20 protein-coding genes are annotated in these 22,524 nt (G+C 68.3%); 13 read left to right on the top strand and 7 right to left on the bottom strand.

Annotation, left to right across the window (positions count from 1 at the left end):
* Positions 1-117: 117 nt before the first annotated feature.
* Positions 118-1,305, bottom strand: coding sequence for a PLP-dependent aminotransferase family protein (locus QTQ03_RS18690; RefSeq protein WP_289279167.1), 1,188 nt, complete (start codon positions 1,303-1,305; stop codon positions 118-120).
* 250 nt (positions 1,306-1,555) lie between these two features.
* Between QTQ03_RS18690 and QTQ03_RS18685 the strand changes: the two genes are divergently transcribed.
* The 5 genes from QTQ03_RS18685 (at position 1,556) to argJ (ending at position 8,096) form a co-directional block, all read left to right on the top strand.
* Complete coding sequence (locus tag QTQ03_RS18685; protein ID WP_289279166.1) at positions 1,556-3,268, top strand: thiamine pyrophosphate-binding protein; 1,713 nt, start codon at positions 1,556-1,558, stop codon at positions 3,266-3,268.
* Between the two features lies 1 nt (position 3,269).
* Positions 3,270-4,790 (top strand): asparagine synthase-related protein, encoded by a 1,521-nt coding sequence (locus QTQ03_RS18680; protein ID WP_289279165.1) that lies wholly within the window; start codon positions 3,270-3,272, stop codon positions 4,788-4,790.
* Between the two features lie 48 nt (positions 4,791-4,838).
* Positions 4,839-5,789 (top strand): agmatinase, encoded by a 951-nt coding sequence (gene speB / locus QTQ03_RS18675; RefSeq protein WP_289279164.1) that lies wholly within the window; start codon positions 4,839-4,841, stop codon positions 5,787-5,789.
* Positions 5,786-6,760 carry a clavaminate synthase Cs1 gene (cs1, locus tag QTQ03_RS18670; protein ID WP_289279163.1) on the top strand — a complete coding sequence of 325 codons (975 nt, stop codon included), beginning with the start codon at positions 5,786-5,788 and terminating at the stop codon, positions 6,758-6,760. The genes speB and cs1 overlap by 4 nt, the downstream gene beginning before the upstream one ends.
* 145 nt (positions 6,761-6,905) lie before the next feature.
* Positions 6,906-8,096 (top strand): bifunctional glutamate N-acetyltransferase/amino-acid acetyltransferase ArgJ, encoded by a 1,191-nt coding sequence (gene argJ / locus QTQ03_RS18665; protein ID WP_289279162.1) that lies wholly within the window; start codon positions 6,906-6,908, stop codon positions 8,094-8,096.
* Positions 8,097-8,156: 60 nt separating this feature from the next.
* Here argJ and QTQ03_RS18660 read toward each other — a convergent pair whose 3' ends face one another.
* Positions 8,157-9,167, bottom strand: a complete 1,011-nt coding sequence (locus tag QTQ03_RS18660; RefSeq protein ID WP_353890600.1) for an aldo/keto reductase — start codon at positions 9,165-9,167, stop codon at positions 8,157-8,159.
* A complete protein-coding gene (gene gabT, locus QTQ03_RS18655) occupies positions 9,148-10,494 on the bottom strand; it encodes a 4-aminobutyrate--2-oxoglutarate transaminase (protein WP_289279160.1) in 1,347 nt (448 codons plus the stop codon). The genes QTQ03_RS18660 and gabT overlap by 20 nt, the downstream gene beginning before the upstream one ends.
* A gap of 225 nt (positions 10,495-10,719) precedes the next feature.
* On the opposite strand from gabT, the gene QTQ03_RS18650 reads away from it, so the two are divergent.
* The 4 genes from QTQ03_RS18650 to QTQ03_RS18635 all read left to right on the top strand — a co-directional run bounded on the left by QTQ03_RS18650 (position 10,720) and on the right by QTQ03_RS18635 (position 14,889).
* Positions 10,720-11,373 carry a nitroreductase family protein gene (locus QTQ03_RS18650; RefSeq protein WP_289279159.1) on the top strand — a complete coding sequence of 218 codons (654 nt, stop codon included), beginning with the start codon at positions 10,720-10,722 and terminating at the stop codon, positions 11,371-11,373.
* Positions 11,374-11,438: 65 nt separating this feature from the next.
* Positions 11,439-12,551, top strand: a complete 1,113-nt coding sequence (locus QTQ03_RS18645; RefSeq protein WP_502889873.1) for a pyridoxal phosphate-dependent aminotransferase — start codon at positions 11,439-11,441, stop codon at positions 12,549-12,551.
* Positions 12,548-13,498 (top strand): threonine ammonia-lyase, encoded by a 951-nt coding sequence (locus QTQ03_RS18640; RefSeq protein ID WP_289279157.1) that lies wholly within the window; start codon positions 12,548-12,550, stop codon positions 13,496-13,498. The genes QTQ03_RS18645 and QTQ03_RS18640 overlap by 4 nt, the downstream gene beginning before the upstream one ends.
* A gap of 11 nt (positions 13,499-13,509) precedes the next feature.
* Positions 13,510-14,889, top strand: coding sequence for an APC family permease (locus QTQ03_RS18635; RefSeq protein ID WP_289279156.1), 1,380 nt, complete (start codon positions 13,510-13,512; stop codon positions 14,887-14,889).
* On the opposite strand, the gene QTQ03_RS18630 is transcribed toward QTQ03_RS18635, so the two are convergent.
* Positions 14,783-16,897, bottom strand: coding sequence for an ATP-binding protein (locus QTQ03_RS18630; protein WP_289279155.1), 2,115 nt, complete (start codon positions 16,895-16,897; stop codon positions 14,783-14,785). The two genes, QTQ03_RS18635 and QTQ03_RS18630, sit on opposite strands and share 107 nt — an antisense overlap.
* 59 nt (positions 16,898-16,956) lie before the next feature.
* Positions 16,957-17,202 (bottom strand): hypothetical protein, encoded by a 246-nt coding sequence (locus QTQ03_RS18625; RefSeq protein WP_289279154.1) that lies wholly within the window; start codon positions 17,200-17,202, stop codon positions 16,957-16,959.
* A gap of 1,106 nt (positions 17,203-18,308) precedes the next feature.
* On the opposite strand from QTQ03_RS18625, the gene QTQ03_RS18620 reads away from it, so the two are divergent.
* The 3 genes from QTQ03_RS18620 to QTQ03_RS18610 all read left to right on the top strand — a co-directional run bounded on the left by QTQ03_RS18620 (position 18,309) and on the right by QTQ03_RS18610 (position 19,991).
* Entirely contained in the window at positions 18,309-18,701 is a 393-nt protein-coding gene (locus QTQ03_RS18620; RefSeq protein ID WP_289278898.1) for an SCO5389 family protein, read from the top strand.
* On the top strand, positions 18,691-18,891 hold the full coding sequence (locus QTQ03_RS18615) for a hypothetical protein (RefSeq protein WP_289279153.1): 201 nt from the start codon (positions 18,691-18,693) through the stop codon (positions 18,889-18,891). Before QTQ03_RS18620 ends, QTQ03_RS18615 begins: the two co-directional genes overlap by 11 nt.
* A gap of 128 nt (positions 18,892-19,019) precedes the next feature.
* Positions 19,020-19,991 (top strand): ATP-binding protein, encoded by a 972-nt coding sequence (locus tag QTQ03_RS18610; RefSeq protein ID WP_289279152.1) that lies wholly within the window; start codon positions 19,020-19,022, stop codon positions 19,989-19,991.
* Between the two features lie 75 nt (positions 19,992-20,066).
* Here the strand turns inward: QTQ03_RS18610 and QTQ03_RS18605 are convergent, their stop codons facing one another.
* Positions 20,067-20,489, bottom strand: coding sequence for a DinB family protein (locus QTQ03_RS18605; RefSeq protein ID WP_289279151.1), 423 nt, complete (start codon positions 20,487-20,489; stop codon positions 20,067-20,069).
* Positions 20,490-20,563: 74 nt separating this feature from the next.
* Positions 20,564-21,580, bottom strand: coding sequence for an alpha/beta fold hydrolase (locus QTQ03_RS18600; protein ID WP_289279150.1), 1,017 nt, complete (start codon positions 21,578-21,580; stop codon positions 20,564-20,566).
* Between the two features lie 127 nt (positions 21,581-21,707).
* Here QTQ03_RS18600 and QTQ03_RS18595 point away from each other — a divergent pair, with 127 nt between their 5' ends.
* Complete coding sequence (locus QTQ03_RS18595) at positions 21,708-22,316, top strand: helix-turn-helix domain-containing protein (RefSeq protein ID WP_289280892.1); 609 nt, start codon at positions 21,708-21,710, stop codon at positions 22,314-22,316.
* Positions 22,317-22,524 lie beyond the last annotated feature (208 nt).

The raw sequence follows: 22,524 nt of genomic DNA, 5'->3' as shown, positions 1-22,524 counted from the left end.
CCTATTCGGACAGCCAGCATGGCAGCTCGCTGCATCGCATGCAAACCAGAGGGAAAGAAGACATCGCCTGGTTGCCAGCTGTGCGACACGGCGCGGCGAAGCGACAACTGTCAAGAGTCACGCCGGCTCGCCAACGAATTTCACATCGGGGAACTTCGCGACCAGCGCTGCCACGCTGTCCGCCACCGAGTCGGGGTCCTCGCCGCGCAGCAGGATCCGGTCGAGGATGCTCGCGACCTCACCCATCTCCTGCTCCTTCATACCCATTCGTGTCAGCTCCTGGGTGCCCAGCCGTAGCGCCGGCAGGCCATTGCTGCTCGGCAGCGGAACGGTGGTGCTACGCACGTTCGCGTGGGTGAGTAGCCGGCCCCACCGGTGCGGACCGACTTCCGCCGGAATGTCCAGCCACACCTGGTGGGTGTCCGTCCAGCCGAACGCTTCTCCCGCCACGCCGAAGCCACGCTCGGCTAGCCGACCCGCGAGTTCGCGGGCGTTGGCGACGATCTGATGCGCGTACTGGATCCGGCAGGGCAGCAGTTCCTCCAAGGTGATGGCCAGCGCGCCCACATTGGCCGCGTGCGAGCTTGAGGCGGTGTACGGGATTCGTGCCGCTACCTTGACGGCGAGGTCCTCGCGGTTGGTGACCATCAGGCCCTTCTGGGGGCCTGGCAGGGTCTTGTGCGTGCTCCCCTGGATGGTGTCGAACCCGCCGTCGAGGACGGTCGTCTGCGGAGCGGCGGGGAGCAAACCCATCAGGTGTGAGGCGTCCAGGAAGAGCAGCGTGTCCGGCGCCGCCGCGCGCAGGGCCCGGGCGTCGGGCAGACGCAGCACGCTGGAGGCGTCCAGGTAGATCGCGTCGACCGGCTCCCGCCGCAGCTGGTCGGCGAGCCGCTCGTAGTCGATCAGCAGGCTGTCCCGGTCGAAGGGCAGGCGCGAAACGGTGTGGCCCAGGCCCTCGCAGATGGTGATGGTGGCGTAGTGGCCGCCGTCCTCGGGGTCGAGCACCATGACGCGGCTGCCCGCTGGCACCAACGCGGTGATGACGGTGTACATGGTGTGTAGGCCCGACAGGAAGTGCACGCAGCCATACTGCGCACCGAGGTACTCCTTGGCGAGGTCGACGCAGTAGTCATACACGCCGCCGAGCCCCATGACATCGCCGTAGTGGGTGACGGGTCCCTCGACGTACGGGTAGCGGTTGTTCGCATCGCTCGACAGCGCCTCGCTCGCCCGGGGGGAAAGCCTGTTCTCGATGGGAAAGAGGTTGAGGCTGGCCTTGCCCCGCAGGATCTCTAGAACATCCACGGACTCTCCTCCGATGACCGGTTCGGGGTGCCGTCTCACATTGCTCTCCGCGACTTGCCTGGGTCATGAGCTGTTCTGACCACTCCGGCGACAGAACCTCGCGTCGCGACTCCATCACTCAAGGCAATCGTCAAAGTCCCTGCAAGTTCACCCACACAGGGTCGCGTCAGCCGGTCGGGTCGTCCTGACCACATCCACCCGCGGGTCCCGACCGGCACAGGAGTATCCGTCCTAGCAACCGGGAGTCTCAATGTCACGAGTGTCGAGCACGCCGGACAACGGCGAAACCACCGCCCGTCTCCTCCTGCAGCGTCTGCGCGACCACGGCATCACCAACGTCTTCGGCGTCGTGGGACGGGAGGCCGCCTCGATCCTCTTCGACGAGATCGAGGGTCTGGACTTCATCCTGACCCGGCACGAGTTCACCGCCGGTGTCGCAGCCGATGTCCTGGCCCGGATAACCGGCCGTCCACAGGCCTGCTGGGCCACGCTCGGCCCCGGCATGACGAACCTGTCGACCGGCGTCGCCACCTCGATCCTCGACCGCTCGCCGGTCATCGCTCTGGCTGCGCAGTCAGAGTCCCACGACATCTTCCCGAACGACACGCACCAGTGCCTCGACTCCGTCGGCGTCATGCGGCCCATGACGAAGTACGCCACGGAGCTGGAACGCCCCGACGACGTCACCGACCTCGTCGACTCGGCGATCGCGGCCGCCATGACCGAGCCGGTTGGGCCGAGCTTCCTGTCACTGCCCGTCGACCTGCTCGGCGCTGAGGCCGACCTGTCGTCCCCCCGCCCGCCGATCCACCCGGTCGTCAAGCCCATCGGCACCGTCGACGCGAACTGGCGGCAGGCGGCCGACCAGGCGCTGACGCTGCTCGCCCAGGCCGAGCACCCAGTGCTGGTGGTCGGCGCGTCGGCGATCCGGTCCGGGGCGGTCCCGGCCATCCGGGCGCTGGCCGAGCGCCTCCGGATCCCTGTCGTCACCACATATATCGCCAAGGGCGTGCTGCCCCACAGGCACGAGCTCAACTACGGCGCGGTCACCGGCTACATGGACGGCATCCTGTCCTTCCCCGCGCTCGAGACTCTCTTCGGCCCCGTGGACCTCGTTCTGACCGTCGGATACGACTACGCCGAGGACCTGCGGCCCTCGATGTGGTCCCGAGGCCGTTCCAAGAAGACCGTCCGGGTGTCGCCGACGGTCAACCCGATCCCTCGCGTCTACCGCCCCGACGTCGACGTGGTGACCGACGTCCTCGCCTTCGTTGAGTATCTGGACGAGCGTGCCACTTTCGCGGCGAAGACGCCGCACGACATCTCGGCTCTGCGCGCCCGGATCGCCGAGTTCCTGGCCGATCCGCAGAAGTACGCCGACGGCATGCGCGTCCACCAGGTCATGGACGCCATGAACACCGTGATGGAGGAGACCGCGGATACCGGCCAGGGCACCATCGTGTCGGACATCGGCTTCTTCCGGCACTACGGCGTGCTGTTCGCCCGTGCCGACCAGCCGTTCGGATTCCTCACCTCGGCGGGCTGCTCCAGCTTCGGATACGGCATCCCGGCGGCAATCGGGGCCCAGTTGGCGCGTCCCGGCCAGCCGACGTTCCTGATCGCGGGTGACGGTGGCTTCCACTCCAACAGCGCCGACCTGGAGACGATCGCCCGGCTGAACCTGCCGATCGTCACCGTCGTGGTGAACAACGACACGAACGGTCTGATCGAGCTCTATCAGAATCTCGGCCACAAGCGCTCGCACGACCCGGCGGTGAAGTTCGGCAGTGTCGACTTCACCCAGCTGGCACAGGCCAACGGCATCGACGCGGTACGCGCCGCCAACCGCGAGGAGCTGCTCTCCGCCCTGCGCAAGGGCGCCGGATCCGGGCAGCCCTTCCTCATCGAGGTCCCGGTCAACTACGATTTCACGTCCGGTGGCTTCGGGGCGCTGAGCATCTGACATGACCACGACGCTGCCCGCCGCGACCGGCTTCCTGGCCGCGGCCTCACAGGACACAGAGATCGCGCTCCGGCCGACCTTCGCAGCACAAGGTTCCCGGACAGTGGTACGGGAAAACCGGGGCAGGCAGCATCTGCACATCGTCCTGCTGCACGGTGCCGCCCCCGACGGATCCCTGGCTCGCCGCGGCGACACCGCTGTACTGCTCGCCGGGGAGCTCTACAACCAGGCCGACCTGCACTCGCTGCTGCCCGACGGCTTCGGCGCGAGCGGTGACGCCGACCTGGTACTCGCGCTGCTCGACAGCTACGGGGTGCACGCGTTCCGGCTGCTCAACGGCCGCTTCGCAGTCTTCGCGGTCGCCGGGAACCGCGCGCTCCTGGCGACCGACCACGCGGGTACGGTACCGCTGTACGTGACTGCCAGACCGGGTCAGGTCACAGCGGCGACAGAGGCGAAAAGCCTCGCCGGTACGTCGGGCACCGGCGGACTCGCCGGCACCCGGCCGATGTACGCGCTGCCAGGGGTCTGCCAGCTGAAGGCTGGCGTGGTGCTGGAGATCGACATCGTCGGGGGCATGACCGACGTCCACCACACCTGGAAGCCGCCGCTCGGGCGTCGCATCCTGCCGGAGGCGGACGCCACCGACCTGGTCCGGGACGCGCTGCGGCGCGGTGTGCGCGCCCGGACCGGGACGGACACTCCGTTGGTCGTCATCTCGGGAGGCATCGACTCGTCGAGCATCGCGGCGCTCGCGGTGGAGGCGGCCGACGGCCGGACGATCGACACACTGGCGATGGGCACCGAGCGTCACAACGAGTTCCCAGAGGCCGGACTCGTCGCCAACCACCTGTCCACGCGCCACCGTGAGATCGTGGTGTCCACCGCCGATCTGCTGGCCCGTCTGCCGCACACCGTCTGGGCAGCGGAGACCACCAACGTTGATATTGTCGAGTACCTTTTGCCGCTGACGGTGCTCTACCTGCGTGCCGACGAGACGTCCCGACGCATTCTCACGGGTTACGGCGCCGACATCCCACTCGGCGGCATGCACCGCGAGGGCCGACTGCACGCGCTGGAAACGGCCGTCAGCCACGACATGGCCACCTTCGACGGGCTCAACGAGATGACCCCCGTCCTGTCCGCGGTCGGCGGCCACTGGTCCACGCACCCCTTCTGGGATCGCGAGGTGCTGGATGCCTTGACCTCGCTCGAGGCCGGTCTCAAACACCGCCACGGGCGGGACAAGTGGGTGTTGCGCACCGCCATGGCCGACTTCCTGCCACACCCGACCGTGATCCGGCCAAAGCTCGGGGTCCACGAGGGCTCCGGCACCACCGCCGCGTTCTCCGCGCTGCTCGTCGACGCCGGTGTACCGGCGTCTCACCTGCGCCACGCCAAGCACCTCGTCCTCCAGACGCTGTTCCGCCGAGTCGTCGCCAACGGCGAGCACCCGGACGCCGTGGACTTGGCGGACGTCGTCGACAAGGTCGCCGGAAGACAGTCCCAGTCGGTCAGCTGACTCGGCTTTCCCGCGTCCTGACCTCCGACCGAGAAGAACGGTGAAGTGGTGGAACGCATAGACACCAACGTCTCACCCCGATACGCCCAGATCCCCACGTTCATGCGACTGCCCCTCGACCGAGCCCCCCAGGGCTACGATGTCGTGGTCGTCGGCGCGCCCTACGACTCGGGGGCCAGCTACCGGCCCGGCGCCCGGTTCGGCCCGCGCGCCATCCGCTCGGAGTCGGGCCTCATCCACGGCGTCGGAATAGACCGAGGTCCCGGCACATTCGAATTGATCCGCTGCGCCGACGCGGGTGACATCGATCTCACACCGTTCAACATGCACATGGCCATGCAGACGGCTCAGCAGGAACTCGAACGGCTCTTGGAGAACAACACGGCGGTTCTCATGCTCGGCGGCGACCACTCGATGACGCTCGCGGCCCTGCGCGCCGCTGCCACCAAACACGGCCGTCTCGCCGTCCTGCACCTCGATGCGCACTCCGACACCAACCCACCGTTCTACGGCGGCGAGTACCACCACGGAACCCCGTTTCGGCATGCCATCGAGGAAAAGCTCATCAACCCGCACCAGACGATTCAGATCGGGATCCGCGGCCACAACCCACGCCCCGACTCGCTCGACTACGCGCGTGGCCACGGCGTTCGAATCGTCACCGCCGACGAGCTCTCGTCGCACACCGCGGACAGCGCGGCAGCCCTCGTCCACAGCGTCGTGGGCGACAGCCCACTCTATGTCTCGGTGGACATCGACGTCGTCGACCCCGCGTTCGCGCCCGGTACGGGTACTCCCGCCCCCGGCGGTCCCTCGTCGCGGGAGATCCTCGCGCTGCTGCGCTCCGTCGGCGCCCTGAATCCGGTCGGCTTCGACGTCATGGAGGTGTCGCCACTCTACGACCACGGCGGCATAACCGCAGTCCTGGCCACAGAGATCGCCGCCGAGTTGCTGTATCAGTACGCGCGCGCCCACCACACGGAAGGGAAGCCATCATGACCACGCTCGACTGTAGTGCCTACGCCACGAACCTGCTCGCCCTCGCCGCTCGGCTGCCGCGGGTACCCCGCGCCGACCTGTACGGGTTCCTTGAGGCCGCGAAGAAGCTCTCCGACGAGCTGCCCGCCGAGATCGGCGATGCGCTCGACGACTTCAACGCGAACGGCAGCGTCGACGGTCACTTCGTTCTGTCCGGGCTGCCCGTCGAGGACGATGCGTCGTTGCCGCCGACTCCGACGAGCACCCCGGCGCCCGAGGACCGGCCGCTGCTGACCATGGAGGCCATGCTGGCGATCTTCGGCCGCCGGCTCGGCCTGCAAACCGGGTACCAGGAGCTGCGCAACGGCACCGTCCTCCACGACATCTATCCGTCACCCGGCGCCCACCACCTCTCCTCCGAAACCTCAGAGACCCTTCTCGAGTTCCACACCGAGATGGCCTACCACGTCCTGCAGCCCAACTACGTCATGCTCGCGTGCTCCCGGGCCGATCACGAGCGCCGAGCCGCCACCCTGGTCGCGTCCGTGCGCAACGCGCTACCGCTGCTGCCCGCCGCGACCCGCTCGCACCTCTACGAGCGGCCGATACCGTGCGCGGTCGACGTTGCCTTCCGCGGCGGCGTGGACGACGTCGGCACCATCGCCGACGTCAAGCCGCTCTACGGTCCCGAGCAGGACCCGTTTCTCGGCTACGACCGTGAGCTGCTCACGCCCCGCGAGCCGCGGGACGTCGAGGCCGTCGCGGCGCTGTCGAACGCGCTCGACGAGATCACCGAGGCGGTGCATCTCACCCCGGGCGACGTCCTGATAGTGGACAACTTCCGGACCACGCACGCCCGCACCCCGTTCACCCCCCGGTGGGACGGGCACGACCGCTGGCTGCACCGCGTCTACATCCGTACGGAGCGCAACGGCCAGCTCAGCGGCGGTGAGCGCGCGGGTGACGTGGTGGCGTTCACCCCCCGCCGCTGACCTGCCCGCAACGACCGCGCCCGGGGTGCCACGGCATCCCGGGCCGCGCCGAACCGCTTCCACAGCGGCGCGGGGTAGCCGGACCACCGCGGTCGAGCATGATGGTCCTTGCTCGGCTCGACGTCTTCAGGAGGGCAGCCTATCCATGACCGACAGCGTTGTTCCCGGGCCGCGCGGCTTCGCGGTGCACACCGCACACGTGGGCATCCGTGACGGTGACCGGGATGATTTGACCATCTTGTTCTCGACAGTCCCGGCCGCCGTCAGCGCGGTCTTCACCCGGTCGCGCTTCGCTGGCCCGAGCGTCGCACTGAGCCGCGTGGCCGTCGCCGACGGGCGGGCTCGTGGCGTGGTCGTCGTCGCCGGCAACGCGAACGTCGCCACGGGAGTTCAGGGCACCGAAAACGCGCGTGAGCTGCGTGCGCTCGCCGCCAAGGCCACCGGGGTGGCGGAGGAGGAACTCCTGGTCGCCTCCACCGGCGTCATCGGACGGCAGTACCCCATGGGCGGCCTGCGACACCATCTCACCGCCCTGACCAAGCCTCCGGCCGACAACGGATTTGAGCGGGCGGCCCGAGCGATCATGACGACCGACACTCGCGAGAAGATCGAGGTGCGCCGGATCGGCGACGCCACACTCGTCGGCATCGCCAAGGGCGTCGGCATGATGGAGCCGGACATGGCCACGCTCCTGACGTTCTTCGCCACCGACGCCCGGCTGGTCCACGGAGAGCAGGACCGCCTCTTCCGCCGGGTCATGGACCGGACCTTCAACGCGGTCAGTATCGACACCGACACCTCCACCAGCGACTCGGCGGCGCTCTTCGCCAACGGCCTGGCCGGCGATGTCGACCCTGAAGAGTTCGAACGGGCACTGGAATCCGTCGCACTCGAACTCGTCAAGAAGATCACCCGTGATGGCGAGGGCGCGACCAAAACGATCGTGGTCTCGGTGACCGGGGCTCGCGACGCCGACCAAGCCAAGCGCGTCGGGAAGACCGTCGTCAACTCGCCGCTGGTCAAGACCGCCGTACACGGGGGTGACCCCAACTGGGGCCGGGTCGCGATGGCCGTCGGCAAGTGTTCCGACGACACCGACATCGACCAGGAAGCGGTGACGATCCGCTTCGGTGGGACCGTGGTCTATCCGCCGACCGGCACCGGCGCTGGCGCCGACCACGACGACGCCCGAGCCCGTGAGATCATCGCCGGGCACCTGGCCGAGGACGAGGTCGTCATCGGTATCGACCTCGGCATCGCGGACGGGGCCTTCACGGTCTACGGATGCGACCTCACCGACGACTACGTCCGTCTCAACGCGCATTACACCACCTGAGCGGGCATTGCGCCGACACCGCCGGGGGCGCGGATCTCCATCCGCGCCCCCGGCGTTCTGTCAGTTGCCCACCAGGCCCATGAGAAAAGCGCCGTAGCGCTCCCCGGACACGGCACCAGGGGGCAGGGCCGCCTCGATCTCGACAAGCTGCCCGGCGCTGAGCCTCACCCGTGTGGCGGTCAGGTTCTCCGCGAGATGATCACGGCGGCCGGTGCCCGGGATCGCGACGACATCCTCGCCCTGGTGGTGCAGCCAGGCCAGGCAGAGCTGAGCGAGCGTCAGCTCGTAACGCTGTGCAAGCGCCCGCAATGGTTCCAGTGAACGGAGATTACGGGCGAGGTTCCCGCCGGAGAAGCGCGGAAGCGTACGCCGGAAGTCCTCGTCCCGAAAGATGGTCGCCGGGGTGACCTGCCCGGCGAGGAATCCGCGACCCAGGGGGCAGCTGGCGATGATGCCGATGCCGAGTTCGCGGCACACGCCGAGCACCTCGTCCTCGACCCCACGGGTCCACAGTGACCACTCGGCCTGTACCGCCGCCACCGGGTGAACGGCGTGCGCGCGGCGCAGTGTCCCCGCGGAAACCTCGGAGAGGCAGACGTGACGAACCTTGCCCTCCTCGACGAGCTCGGCCATCGCCGCCATGGCCTCCTCGATGCGTTCGCCCGGCGCGGCCCAATGCTTGGTGTAGATGTCCAGATGGTCTACGCCGAGTCGGGTCAGCGACCCCTCACACCGGCTGCGGATGTAGGCGCGGTCGCCGCGTACTCCCAGGAACTCGCCGCTCGCGGACCGTTCGAGCCCCACCTTGGTGGCGATGAGGACACGGTCGCGCCTGCCCGCCACGGCGGCACCCACGAGCCGCTCGCCGTGGCCGAGCCCCTGGACGTCAGCGGTGTCCAGCAACGTCACCCCGCGCTCGATCGCCTCGTGCACGGTGGCGATGGCCTCGGCCCGGTCGGTAGCGCCGTAGAACGAGCTCAGGCTGAGACAGCCGAGTCCCTGCGCCCCCACGACAAGACCGCCCAGCTTCCGCGGGGGCAGCCCGCCGCGGTCAGCCGAAGAGCCGGGCACAGCAGTCCTCCAGCACGTCCAGTGCGTCCCCGAGGAGATCCTCGGGCATCACCAGGGAGGGCAGGAACCGTAGTACGTTGCCGTAGGTGCCCACGGTCAGCAGCACGACGCCCGCTTCCTGGCAGGCTCTGGCCAGCCGATCGGCGCTTTCGGCGTCGGGCAGGCCGGTGTCGGGGTGCACGATCTCGGCACCCATCATCGCGCCACGGCCGCGTACCTCTCCCACCTCGGGGTGGACGGCGGCGATCGCAGTGAGGCGTGCGGTCAGGATCTCCCCGATCCGGCGCGCCTTCGCCGGCAGGTCCCGCTCCCGCATCGTGCGGATCGCGGCGAGGGCCGCGGCGCAGGCGACCGGGTTGCCACCGAACGTTCCGCCGAACCCGCCGGGCTGCACGGCGTCCATGAACTCGGCGCGCCCGGTCACCCCGGACAGGGGTAGGCCACCGGCGAGGGCCTTAGCGGTGATGACCAGGTCCGGCACGACACCCTCGTGGTTGCTGGCGAACCAGGCGCCGGTGCGGCAGAAGCCGCTCTGAATTTCGTCCGCGACGAGGAGCACCCCGTTGCGGCCGCACCAATCCGTCAGTTCGGTGAGGAAGCCTGCGGCCGGGACGATCATTCCGCCCTCGCCCTGTATCGGCTCCACCACCACGGCGGCCACGTTCTCCGCGCCAACCTGGCGTTCGAGCGCCTCGACGGCTCGGGCGGCGGCCTCCCTTCCAGTCATGCCCTTCGGGTCGCGGTAGGGATAGGAGGTGGGTATGCGGTGGATATCCGGTACGAACGGCCCGAAGTTCTGCTTGTAGGGCGCGTTCTTGGCGGTCAGTGCGAGCGCCAGGTTGGTCCGACCGTGGTACGCGTGGTCCAACGCGACGATCGCCGTACGTCCGGTGGCCGCTCTGGCGATCTTGACGGCGTTCTCGACGGCCTCGGCACCGGTGCTCAGCAGCACGGACCGCTTCGGATGGTCGCCGGGGGTCAACCTGGCCAGTTCCTCGCACACCGCGACGTAGCCCTCGTACGGTGTCGCCAGGAAACACGTGTGCGTCAGCGACGCCACCTGCTCGTGGACGGCGGCGACGACCTCGGGCGCGGGGTTGCCCACCGAGGTGACGCCGAGGCCCGAGCCGAGGTCGATCAGAGTGTTGCCATCGACGTCGTGCAGCAGCCCCGGTCCGGCCGCCTCGATGAACGCCGGGACGGCGCAGCCGACGCCACGTGCGACTGTCGCCCCGCGCCGCTCCATCATGGTCCGGGATCGCGGTCCGGGCACCTCCGTCACGAGATCGCGCTTCGACGCGCGAATGGAGGCGGTCGACGTGGTCACGAATTTCTCCCCTCGACATCTGCGAATTCGAGGCCCGCGTCGGCCTCGCCGGACTGTCGCCGACGGTGTCTCCCCGAACACCGCGCGACCCGCATGAAACGGATCGTAGCGATCGGCGTCGCCAGATCCACCGGGACGACGAGCAATTCGCGTCAAGAGTTTCGTCAAGGCGCGTTCAAAGACGTCAGGCGATCCTTCCTCCTGCCGACGACAAGGGAGCGGATCATGACGCTGTTGAACCTCAACCCCGACGAACTGCTCACCACGACCCGGTCGGTCCGCAAGCGACTCGACCTTACCCGCCCGGTCCCGCTCGAACTGGTCAAGGAATGCGTCTCCGTCGCGCTGCAGGCACCAACCGGCAGCAACCGCCAGACGTGGCACTTCGTCGTCGTCACCGATGACGACAAGCGCAAGGTGATCGGCGACTTCTACCGGCGCGCGGTGCACACCTACCTGGCGTCTGACGGCTCCTGCGGCACGCTCTTCCAAGAGGACGCCGAACGGCACGCCACGCAGCAGCGGGTGGCTGACAGCGTCGCCTACCTTGGCGAGCACATGGCCGAGGTCCCCGTACACGTCATTCCCTGCCTTGATGCCACCGCCGCGCCGGAGTACAACGAAGCCGGTCGGTGGGGGTCGATCATTCAGGCAGCGTGGAGTTATTCGCTCGCGGCCCGGGCACGGGGCCTCGGCACCGCCTGGACGACCCTGCACCTCATGTACGAAGAGGAGATCGCTGACCTGTTGGACCTACCGGACGGGCTGCTTCAGGCGGCACTGCTGCCGACGGCATACACGATCGGCACGGACTTCAAACCGGCCCCGCGACAGTCACTGGAGTCGGTGCTGCACCTCAACTCCTGGATGGCGGAGTGACGACCGTCCGCCGCGATCGGGTGGGACAGCGGGCCGCCGGGCTGCGGGACCTGATCCTGGCACCGATGATCCAGCTGGCTCGGGAACTGGACGCGGTGGACATCGCCATCGGTACGCCACCCGGTGAGCCGCCGGCCGCAGCGGTGTCCGCCGCCACCCGGGCCATGCGTTCGGGCCTCAACCAGTACACCGATCCCTCGGGACTCCCACGCCTGAGACAGATGTTGGCGGATCGGATCGCCTCCCGGAACGGGACGCACGTCGACCCGACAACCGAACTCACCGTCACCACGGGCTCGACGGAGGCGGTCCTGGTCGCCCTGCTCACCGTCACCGACCCAGGGGACGAGGTGATCGTTGTCGAACCGGCTTTCGAGACGTACAGCGGCGCGGTCCGGCTCGCCGGTTGCACGATGGTGCCGGTCGGGCTGCGTAATCCTGGCTGGCGGCTCGACACCGACCGGCTTGCTGCCGCGTTCACCGAACGCACCGCGGCCGTCATTGTCAACACGCCGCACAACCCGACCGGGCGGGTCTTCTCACGCGCCGAGATGGCGGGTCTGCTGACGCTCTGCGAGCAGCACGGCGCTGTTTGCGTGTCGGACGAGGTCTACGCCGACTTCGTCTTCGACCGACGGGCACACGTCTCGGCGCTCGACTTTCCGGGCCACCGCGAGCGGGTGATCGTCTCCGGAAGCCTCTCCAAGGCCAACGAAATGGCGGGCTGGCGCATCGGATACTGCATCGCCGCCCCCGACATCACGGCGGTGTTGCGCAAGGTGCACGAGCGTACGAGCTTCAGCACCAGCACCCCGCTGCAGCACGGCGCGGCCGCGGTGGCGGACGTCACCTGTCGTCCGGAGCAGTTCGAGAACCGCCGTCAGGAAATGGTCGACCGCCTGCGTGACATGGGGTTCGACGTGTACCCACCGGAGGGCGGCTGGTTCGTCATGGCGGGAACCGCGCCACTAGGGCTTGACGCCGAGCAACTCGGTGACGCGCTGCTGCGCACCGCGCGGGTGCTGGTGGCGCCCGGCACACCGTTCTTCGGGAACCCCGTCGAGGGCCGGCTGTGGATCCGGACCACCTTCGTGAAGGACCCGGTGCGGCAGACCGCCGCCCTCGACGCGATGGGGGCACATCTGGCCGCGGTCGGAAAGGGAAGCGCGCTCCGATGAGCCTCATCAGTCTCCAGGACGTCCGGGACGCCGCGCGGCGCCTCGACGGTATCGCCCGCGACACGCCGGTCGTCCCGTGCGACGCCCTCATCGACCATCCCGGGTGGGAGATCCTCGTCAAGGCCGAAAGCCTGCAGAACACCGGCAGTTTCAAGGTACGAGGGGCCGCGAACGCCCTGCTGGCGCGACAGGAACGGGGTGACAAGTTCACCACGGTCGTGACGTACTCTGCCGGCAATCACGGAGCCGGAGCCGCGTACGCGGGCAGCCGGCTGGGACTCGACGTGATCGTCTGCATGCCGACCTGGTCGACCCCCGCGAAGGTCGAGGCGGTTCGCCGCTACGGCGGTGAGGTCGTCTTCACCGAAGACCTCATCGGCAGCACGCTCCGGCTCGCCGCCGAGTCCGACAGCACGATGCTGCACCCCTTCGACGACAACGACGTCATCGCCGGCCAGGGGACGATCGGCCTGGAGTTGCTGGAGCAGGTGCCCGAGCCTGACGCGGTGGTCATCCCCGTCGGCGGAGGCGGGCTGGTGAGCGGGCTGGGCACGGTGCTGTCCGCGCTGTCGCCGCGCAGCAGGATCATCGGCGTGGAGCCGGTGGCTGCCAGCTCCATGGCGTACTCCCTGTCCGTCGGTGAACCTGCTTCACTACCGGCACCGGTGCGATCGGTGGCCGACGGCCTCACCGCCCCGGCACCCGGTGCGATCACCTTTGAGCACGCCCGTCGTTACCTCGACGACTTGGTCCAGGTCGAGGAGGACGAGATCCTCAGGTCATGGGCACGGATGCTGTCAGCGACGCGGTTGTTCGTGGAGCCGTCCGGCGCGACGCCGCTGGCTGCCGTTCTCCACCGCGAGCTGGCACTGCCGGAGCGGGCTCGCGTCGTACTGATCGCCAGTGGTGGCAACGCCGCGGTCAGCCCGTCCGGCCTGGACAGATAGGAACACGCGGCATGGCGCAGCGCGAGGACGGCCGGCATCCGGGCCGTCTCAACCTCGTTCAGGGCACTGCTCTCTATGTGACCGCGGTGCTCGGTACCGGGGTCATCACGCTACCAGCGATCGCCGCGCGCATCGCCGGACCGGCGTCGCTCCTGGCCTGGTTGCTCCTCGCGCTGCTGTCCGCCCCTCTGGCGTCCACCTTCGCCGCGCTGGGTGCCCGCTTCGGCGACGGCGGTGGCGTGTCGACCTATGTGCGCATGACCTACGGCGACCAGGCCGCGGCAATGGTCGGCTGGTGTTTCTACCTCGCCGTGCCCACCGGCACCGCGACGGCTGCCGTCTTCGGAGGCGCGTACGTCGCCGCGGCGACGGGTGGCGGCGCCGCGACGACGTTCGTGACCGCCACCGTGCTGGTCACCATCGCCGTGCTGATCAACGTCGCGGGGCTGCGCCTCGTCGGGCGTGTCCAGCTGCTGCTGGCGGTTCTGCTGGTCACCGTTCTCCTGGTGGCGTCCGGAGCCTCGATGTCACAAGCGGACACCGCCAACCTGGTCCCGTTCGCGCCGCATGGCTGGCTGGCGATCGTCCCCGCCGCGGCGACGCTGGTGTGGAGCTTCGTCGGCTGGGAGGCGATCACCCACCTGCACGGGGAGTTCCGCAACCCCGCACGCGATGTGCCCCGGGCCACCTGGGCGGCGGTGGTGCTGGTCGGCGCCCTCTACCTCGTGCTCGCATACACGGTGATAACCGTGCTCGGCTCCGCCGCCGCGAAGAGCGACGCGCCCCTGGGCGAACTACTGGCAGTCGGGCTCGGCGGGCAGGCCCGGGTGCTCGCCGCGGCGGCCGCGACGACACTGACCCTCGGGGCGACGACCGCGTACTTGGCCAGCGCGGCCAAACTCGGCGCGCGTCTCGCTGATCACGGTGACCTGCCGGCCCGGCTGGGCCGAGGCGACGTGCCGGGCACGGTGCCCCGGCACAGCCTGGCGCTGGTCGCCACCCTGACCTACCTCTCGCTGCTCGCCATCGTCATCCTCGGAGTCGGCGTCGAGACCCTGCTGCGCATGACCAACGGTGCTCTGGTCGCGGTCTACGTCATCGGCGCGGCGGCGGCCGTGCGGTTGTTGCCTCGCGGCACCCGGGGCCATCGGGCGGCGGTGCTGTCGCTGGTGACCGTGCTCCTCCTGCTACTCAGCTCCGGCCGGTATCTGTTCTGGCCGGTCGCCATCGGTGTGGCGGCGTTGCTCTTCCAGCGGTTGCGGCGTCGACCCGAGCCGACCGGGGTCACGACTCCACGGGCGGGCTGTGCAGGATCGAAGCCGCCTGCCGCAACCACGATCGCGACTCCACCAGACGCAGCCGTTTCGCCGCCTGCTCGGCCAGATCGATGAGCGGCTCGATCGCCTCCCAGGTACCGATGGCCAGCGCCGCCTTCTGGCAGTGGAAGCCCACCTCGACGTAGGCGGCGCGGGCGGCACCTCCAGCGATGTCGACCGCCAGCACCTTGCTCACGATGTGGTGAAGCTCCGCACGGCGGGTGGGCGTCATGTCTTCCAGCACCAGTTCACGAACCACCTCCTGGGCGAAGTAGACGTCGTTGCGGTCGGCGGGATCGGAGAGGATCAGGCCAGACCGCAGCGCGTCGTGGACGGCGTCCAAGGGCCTTCCCAGCAGGTGCAGCACCGCGAACAGGAGCCGACGCTCGACCACGGTACCGATCACGGCGCAGGCCTCGATCACCGTGAGCACATCGGGCGGGCAGTCCGCCAGCCGGCCCCGGACGACGACCTTCACCCGGAAGGGCAGCTGCATCCGGAGATCGCGGGGATCGCTGTCCGGGTCGAGCGAGCCGGCCAGCCGGGTCAGGAGAAAGGGATTGCCGCCCGTCGACCGGTGGAGGTTCGAGACCAGGTCCCATGGGACGTTCCCACCGCGTAGATTCTCGACGACGGTCTGGGTTTCGACCAGAGAGAAGGGTGTCAGCAGGATGTCGTCGACCATGTCCTCCTGCAGGATCTCGGAGAGCATGTGCTGCAGTTCCGGGCTGCTCGAGACGGCGTGCTCGCGTACCGTGGCGATTACGGTGAGTCGCGTTTCGCGGGCCTCCCGGACCAGCCTCCGCAGCAGTTGCAGGCTGCCGCCGTCCGTGAAGTGGAGATCTTCGAGGAAGAGCGTGACCGACGTGCGCCCCGCCGCGTCGCTGATGGCCTCGTAGACATCCTCGTAGGTCGGCCGCCCGTCGGGCAGGGCGTCGGCCAGCTCCACCGTCGCGTCCCGGCCGTTTTCCGCGGCGCTCCGCTGGGCGAGGTGGCGGCGTGCCTTGACAATCACCTGCCACCAGATGTGCAGCTCCGGGAGGTCGGTAGAGCGCTCCCCCCGAGCCCAGATGACCTCGGTCCCGGCCGCGACGAGTTCTCGCTCGAACGCCTGGAGCAGGAACGTCTTGCCCACCCCTTGTTCGCCTACCACGAGCAGCATCCGGTCGCGGCCACCGGATCCCGCCATCGCCCGGAGACGTTCCATGGCGGGAAGGCGCCCGACGAGCTGTTCATCGGCGGGTGGAGGAGGCGGATCCAGCCTCCGCGGCGATGCCTCGATGACGGAGGCAACCGCCGACACCCCGGGCAGCGTCGCCCTGACGGGTTCACCGGCCGACAGTTCGTTTCGCAGGACGGCTTGGTGTAGTCTCTGCAGCTGATTGCTGGCGTCTACCCCGAGTTCGGTGGCGAGGTAGGAGCGAATGGACTCATAGGTCACCAACGCTTCAGCCGACTGGCCACTGTGATATTGGGCCTGCATGAGCCGACCTCCCAGGCGCTCCTGCATCGGGTTACGGCGGACCTCCTCACCCAACCGCCCGATCACCTCGTCATACTGGTGCAGCCCGAGCGCCACGTCGGCCCAGATCTGTAGGCCTCGGACCCGCAGCTGCTCGATACGGGTGGCTTCGAGTACCGCGAACTCGTAGGCCGCCAGTTCGCTGTACGGTGTGCCGCGCCAGAGCGCCAGTGTCGACTCCATGACGTTCTTCGCGGCACTCAGGTCGTTCTGGTCGGACAGCTCCGAAGCGAGTTCGATCCCGGACTGAAACTGTACGAAGTCGGTGCGCCCGAGGTCCGTCTCCAACATGTAACCCGAAGCGTAATGACGGATACCGATCCTGACGGGTCGATTCGCGTCCGAGGCCGTGTCGAGCACCTGGCGCAGTCGCGAAACGTACGAATACACTGTGCTGCGTACGGATGGCGGCGGATCGGAACTCCAGAGAGAATCAATTATCGTCGACATCGGAATAGTTCTACCAGCGTTGATAAGCAGTAACGCAAACAAAGCGCGCTGACGTGGGGGCCCGAGGTTGACGCTCCGCTTACCCCCGACTCCGATCGAGATCTTGCCCATTGTACGGATGACCACTTCCGGGAAGGGGAAACCGCTCCGGCTCTGATCACTCGGATGATTCACGCTTGTGCCAACCCTTTCGGGAGGGCCTCCAGGGCGGCGACGTCCGCGCACTGCTGGATGGTCTTGCCCAACGCCTCGTCAGTCGAGTCTGCGTCGTTTCGCCGCAGCGGTGCCCCTGCGGCAGGCGCGATCGGGTCGATCTCGTCGGTGGCGCCACCGCGGTCGTCGGCGCGCCCGGGCGCGGCATCGACGGCTGTGGCGTCGTGGCCCAGGCCCTGTCCCGGCGGGTCCTTGATCTTCACGTGTTCTCCTTCGATCGGTGTGCTCGGCGGCTTCACGGGGGGGCGTCACGTGGGTCGGCGAGCATGAGCTCAGGGCTCAGGCGGGCGCCGCTTGGCTCGGACTCGAACGTGATGAGCGTCCTTCCGGTGGATCGACCTGATTAAGTAGATGGCGCGGTGATGTCTGTGATACACCAACTTTCGACATCCTTTGACCGTACGTGAAGTGGCGCTTAGCACAACGTGACATGTGGTAAGCTGCCCGATTTTCCCACCCCAGTAGGCTGGCCTGCCACGCTGGCGTCCGCGCGGTGCGCCAGCTACGCAACACGTTCCGCTGTGCCAAGCCCAGGACTGGGCTCGCCTGGGCACTCAGGCCGGTCTGCACTCCGGCCACGGAGGACACCGTGGCCGGACGGTTCCTCGAGTGCGTCGGCGTCCGGGGCGCAGGTATCCGGCGAACGTCGAGCTTTGGAAGGTCGCACAGCGTCGATGGGCCGCCGCGAGCCGGCGGCGCTGGGTCGTCGACGCATGCTCTGGGGGCATTCGGATCCACTGAGGAGCGGCGGCGGTAGGAAGGGCCTCGCGGGGAGCGAGGATCACCAGGCGAAGGCCACGGCGCACCACCACCCGGCTTGACCCGCCCCGCACGTCGTCGCTGGTCCATGCCCCATCGAACACTGAGCTTCTACCGGGATTTCCCTAATGAACACCCGCTGTCGTCGGTCTCGTCGGGCTGGCTGTGGTCGAGAGTAGGGTGATGGCTTCGCGTTCGGTGGCCAGGTTGGCCCCGACTATCTCAGCGGCCTGATCGCACCAGTCGCGCAGGTCCGTCTCGGTGTCGGCCTGCGCGACGTGCTGGGCCAGCGCTGACCAGCCTCGCCCGGAGTCACGGAAACCCAACCACTTGCGCCCGTTGCCTAACGATCGTCCCCGAGCCGGTGCGTCGCGATTCGCTATGCAGCCCGTCGGCGAGCATCAGCCCGCCACGGGCGGGGTGGGCTCAGCCCGGCCAGCAGTATCACCGCCGCGGTCCGATGGTGCCGTTGACGCCGTCGACCGTGACGTGGTGTGCTCATGTCGCGACGCTAACGACAATCGTTGATCGTTATCGTGTGAGGAGGAGCATGTCTCTCACCGTGCCACCGGTCCTGTTGCGGGCCGCCGAATCCGGTCCCGTCGACGACGAGGCGTTCGTGGCCTGCGTCCGAGAATCGTTGCCGTACGCCTGGCAGACCGTCAGCCGAGTGGTGGTGGACCTGGAGTCGTCCGACGCCGAGTTCGCCGACAATGTCATTCCGCCGCCCAGTGAGTCCGAGCGGGGTCAGTTGCTGCGTGCCCTGGCCAGTGACGCCATCCGGTCCAGCCTCGAGCGTCACTTCGGTGTGAAGCTGGCCTTCCAGAACTGCCACCGCATCGCGGCGTTCCGCCGGTCCGCCGTCGATTCGGACACCTACCGCCGTTTCGTGTCCACCCGCGGCCAGTTGCTCAACCAGTCTCCCGAGCTGCGTGACTGCTGACCCGGTCACCGCCCGGCGGGCGGGCCGGGAGGTGGATGTCCACCTGTTCCTGCTCGCCGGGCGGCACCCACGCGGCACCCACGCGGCGGCTCTGGCGGACGCCCACCAGTATGGCCGGGCCGTGGACGGTGGGACCGAGGTGTCCTCGCCACGAGCGTGGCATCGCACCGACGCCGGCCGGCAGCGCTGACCGCTCAACCATCGGACGGCCGCGTGTCGACCGGTGGACACGTTGGCGGGTCGCCGCCCGGACAGCTCCAGGATCCGTTACGGTGCCTACATGGAAACGATTACCGTTAGCGTTGCGGGGGTCGTGCGATGAAGGTCGCGTTCGTCGGCAAGGGCGGCAGCGGGAAGACCACCCTGGCCGCGCTGTTCGCCCGGCACCTCGCAACGCAGGGAAGGCCGGTGCTGGCCATCGACGCCGACATCAACCAACACCTCGCAGTGGCCCTCGGCGGGTCGGTGGGCGCCACCACGACCCCGCTCGGCGAGAACCTGCCCATGATCAAGGATTACCTCCGGGGCGACAATCCTCGCATCGGCTCCGCCGCCGAGATGGTGAAGACCACCCCGCCGGGGGCCGGCTCGCGCCTGCTGCGGGTGGTGGAGGACAACCCGGTCTACTCGGCGTGCGTCCGGACGGTGGGTGGTGTCCGGCTTGCGGTGACCGGTGAGTTCACCGCTGAGGACCTCGGCGTCGCCTGCTACCACTCCAAGGTCGGCGCGGTCGAGTTGCTGCTCAACCACATGGTCGACGGGTCCGGGGAGTACGTGGTGGTGGACATGACCGCCGGCGCCGACTCGTTCGCCTCGGGACTGTTCACCCGCTTCGACCGCACCTTCCTGGTCTGCGAGCCGACGGTACGCAGTGTCGGCGTCTACCGTCAGTACGCCGGCTACGCCCGCGACTACGGAGTGGCCCTGTCCGTCGTCGGCAACAAGGTGGAGGACGCGACGGATGTCGAGTTCCTGCGTGAGCACGCCGGCACCGACCTCCTCACCTGGGTGAGCCGCTCGACGTACGTGCGACGGGCCGAACGCGGCACCGTGGGGCCGCTGAACGAGCTCGAAAGCGTTAATCGGGCCGCGGTCGGACAGCTGACGGAAGCGGTCGACCGGGGCGTCCAGGACTGGACCGCCTTCACCCGCTGGGCCCACGAATTCCACCGCCGCAACGCGGCAGCCTGGGCCAACGATCGCGCCGGAGCCGACCTCACCACGCAGATCGACCCCGACTTCCAGATGGGACCGCAAGTCCTCACCGTGCCGGCCACCGTCACCGCATGATCAGCGGTGACGGTGGCCGGTGCGCTGGACACGGCGGGCTCAGTCCTTTCATGTCCTGACCGTGGTGGTGTGTTGTCAGCGGCCGGTCGAGCCGTCGATCTGTTCGCGGATGATGTCGGCGTGACCGGCGTGCCGCCCGGTTTCTTCGATCATGTGCACCAGAACCCATCGTTGGGACGGGGCGAGTGTTTGGCCTGGGAGTCGGGGTGCGGGCTGTGCCAGGTCGGTCCAGGTGTCGATGATCTGGTTCGCCTGCGCGGTCGTTCTGCGGTAGTCGGCGAGCACACTCGCGATCGTGTCCTCGCGGGTGGGGCGAAAGGCGCGGCGAATGTTGGTGATCGGTTCTTCGAGGAAGTAGAACCGTTCGACGGTGGTCAGGTGTTTGATCAACCCGAGGAGGCTGGTGCCGGAGGGTACGCCGGCGGTGCGAACGGCTGGTTCCGGTACGTCGGCTATCTTGTCCGCGATCGAGTCGCGCAGGTAGTCGAGGAATCCCACCAAGGTGGACCTCTCGTCGGGGGCGGTCCACGCCGGCCCGGTGGCCCTGCGATTCCGGGTTTGGGGTGGGGACATCAGCTTCGGCCGGCTCCTCGGGCGAAGAACTCCATCAGCTCGGTGGTCACGAACTGCGGGTTCTCCTCGGGCAGCCAGTGGCCCGAATGGGGAACCTCGACAGCGCGGGTGATGGTGGACATGCGGGGCTGGACCGTCGAGCGGGTGAAGTCGAGCGCGCCGTGGGCTGTCATCAGCATCGTCGGCATGGTGATCGGTTTCGCGGCTATGTTGTCCCGCTCGTCGGCGTCCAAGGTGCGGTAGAGCTCGAAGCCGCCGGTCAAGACCTGCGGACGCTGGTATGTGCGGGCGTACTCGTCGATTTGCTCGGCGGTGAACGGGGCCGTTGCGCCGGACCCGCCGAAGCTCGTCCCGCCATAGGCGACGTATCCGTAGAAGAGCGAGAGATAGTCGCGTACGTCGTCGTCGACGAGTACCTCGGGGAATCCGTTCTGGTTGTGGAACGACATGTGCCAGCTGACCTGGCGGTAGTTGTTCGCGCTGAGCGCCGGGCCCGGGAGTGGATAGTCGAGATGCGCGTACTTGATCACTTCGTCCGGGAACTGCGCGGCGTACTGGAAGCCGACCCCGGCGCCCAGGTCGTGTCCGACCAGGTTGATCCTGCGCAGGCCGAGCTTGTCGGCGAGCAGTTCATGCACATACCGGGCGAGGGTTGCTTTGTCGTACCCCGTTGGCGCACCCACGCTGTCACCGAGACCGGGCAGGTCCAACGCGTACACCGTGTACTTCTCGGCCAGCGTCGGCATGATGCCGCGCCACTCGAACCACGACTGCGGCCAGCCGTGCAGGAGGACGAGCGGCTCGCCGGTCCCGCCGGTGACGTAGTGCATCGTCAAGCCGTCGACATCGGCGGTCCGGTGAGAGAATCGGCGGTTGAACTCGACGTCGTCTCGGGTGGCGGAGTCGTAGCCCGGGGCAGCTGCCCCGGACGCCTTCCCTGCCGCCGCGTTCTTCGCCTGGCTGTCGGCCGTCGTGCACCCCGCCGTCAAAAGAAGCGTGGCCGCGACGGCTGCCACGGCGCGCGGCCACCGGGCCGTGGTTCTCGAAGTTGCTGCCTGTAAGAGCATCGGTTACCTCCGCGACCAGCATGACCTGGCCTGTTCCGCATTTGCGAAGAACGTTGCGGATCCGCATCATGGAATCATGAATGCCGCCGAACAGAGAGTCCTCGCGGGGGTCGGTCCGCGGCTGGGTGCGCTGCGCCGGGCGCGAAACATCTCGCTGGCTGTCCTAGCGGCCGAGACCGGCCTGACCCCCAGCACACTGTCGCGTCTCGAGAACGGAAAACTGCGCCCGACGCTGGAGCAGTTGCTGCCACTGGCACGGGTGTACGGCGTCCCTCTCGATGACCTGGTCGCGGCGCCGCCCACCGGCGACCCACGCATCCACCTGCGTCCCATCCGGCGAGCCGGCTTCACCGTCGTGCCCCTGACCCGACGCCCCGGAGGCATCCAGGCATACAAGGTGATCTACCCGCCTGCCGTTCCGCCGCCCACGACACTGCAGACCCACGACGGGTACGAATGGTTCTACGTGCTCAACGGGCGTGTCCGTCTGATCCTCGGCGATCAGCAATACCAGCTCGGCCCCGGCGAAGCCGCAGAGTTCGACACCCGCACACCACACCAGATCGCGAGTGCCGACGCCCAGCCAGCCGAACTGCTCACCCTCTTCGGCGCCCAGGGCGAACGCGCGCATCTATCACCGCGCACGGACACCGACGAGACTCTGTCGCATTGGGTGGAATCCTGACCGACTGCCGGCTTGCCCGGCATGGTCTGCTTGGCCGACACGATCGTCGTTTCGTGCCTCGTTTTCGTCACGTCGGCATCTACCGCTGAGCGCGGCGGGTTCACCCCAGTGACGGCCGATGACGCCCGCCCAACGCCACGCACCCGGTGACCGCTGATGGGCCGGGGAGCGCGTGGTTCGCGGGTGCCAGAACACGGCGCACGACCCG

This window comes from Micromonospora sp. WMMA1363, from assembly GCF_030345795.1.
In the GTDB taxonomy this organism is placed as follows: domain Bacteria; phylum Actinomycetota; class Actinomycetes; order Mycobacteriales; family Micromonosporaceae; genus Micromonospora.
The sequence above is the reverse complement of the archived record's forward strand: the minus strand, read 5'-3'. Positions and strand labels throughout refer to the sequence as shown.

Excerpts from the sequence above, each read along its gene's own strand:
- QTQ03_RS18650 (WP_289279159.1), top strand. The coding sequence starts at position 10,720 with ATGACGCTGTTGAACCTCAACCCCGACGAACTGCTCACCACGACCCGG.
- QTQ03_RS18610 (WP_289279152.1), top strand. The coding sequence starts at position 19,020 with ATGAAGGTCGCGTTCGTCGGCAAGGGCGGCAGCGGGAAGACCACCCTG.
- QTQ03_RS18680 (WP_289279165.1), top strand. The coding sequence starts at position 3,270 with ATGACCACGACGCTGCCCGCCGCGACCGGCTTCCTGGCCGCGGCCTCA.
- QTQ03_RS18645 (WP_502889873.1), top strand. The coding sequence starts at position 11,439 with ATGATCCAGCTGGCTCGGGAACTGGACGCGGTGGACATCGCCATCGGT.
- QTQ03_RS18635 (WP_289279156.1), top strand. The coding sequence starts at position 13,510 with ATGGCGCAGCGCGAGGACGGCCGGCATCCGGGCCGTCTCAACCTCGTT.
- argJ (WP_289279162.1), top strand. The coding sequence starts at position 6,906 with ATGACCGACAGCGTTGTTCCCGGGCCGCGCGGCTTCGCGGTGCACACC.
- QTQ03_RS18620 (WP_289278898.1), top strand. The coding sequence starts at position 18,309 with ATGTCTCTCACCGTGCCACCGGTCCTGTTGCGGGCCGCCGAATCCGGT.
- cs1 (WP_289279163.1), top strand. The coding sequence starts at position 5,786 with ATGACCACGCTCGACTGTAGTGCCTACGCCACGAACCTGCTCGCCCTC.
- QTQ03_RS18630 (WP_289279155.1), bottom strand. The coding sequence starts at position 16,897 with ATGGGCAAGATCTCGATCGGAGTCGGGGGTAAGCGGAGCGTCAACCTC.
- QTQ03_RS18595 (WP_289280892.1), top strand. The coding sequence starts at position 21,708 with ATGAATGCCGCCGAACAGAGAGTCCTCGCGGGGGTCGGTCCGCGGCTG.
- QTQ03_RS18640 (WP_289279157.1), top strand. The coding sequence starts at position 12,548 with ATGAGCCTCATCAGTCTCCAGGACGTCCGGGACGCCGCGCGGCGCCTC.
- QTQ03_RS18685 (WP_289279166.1), top strand. The coding sequence starts at position 1,556 with ATGTCACGAGTGTCGAGCACGCCGGACAACGGCGAAACCACCGCCCGT.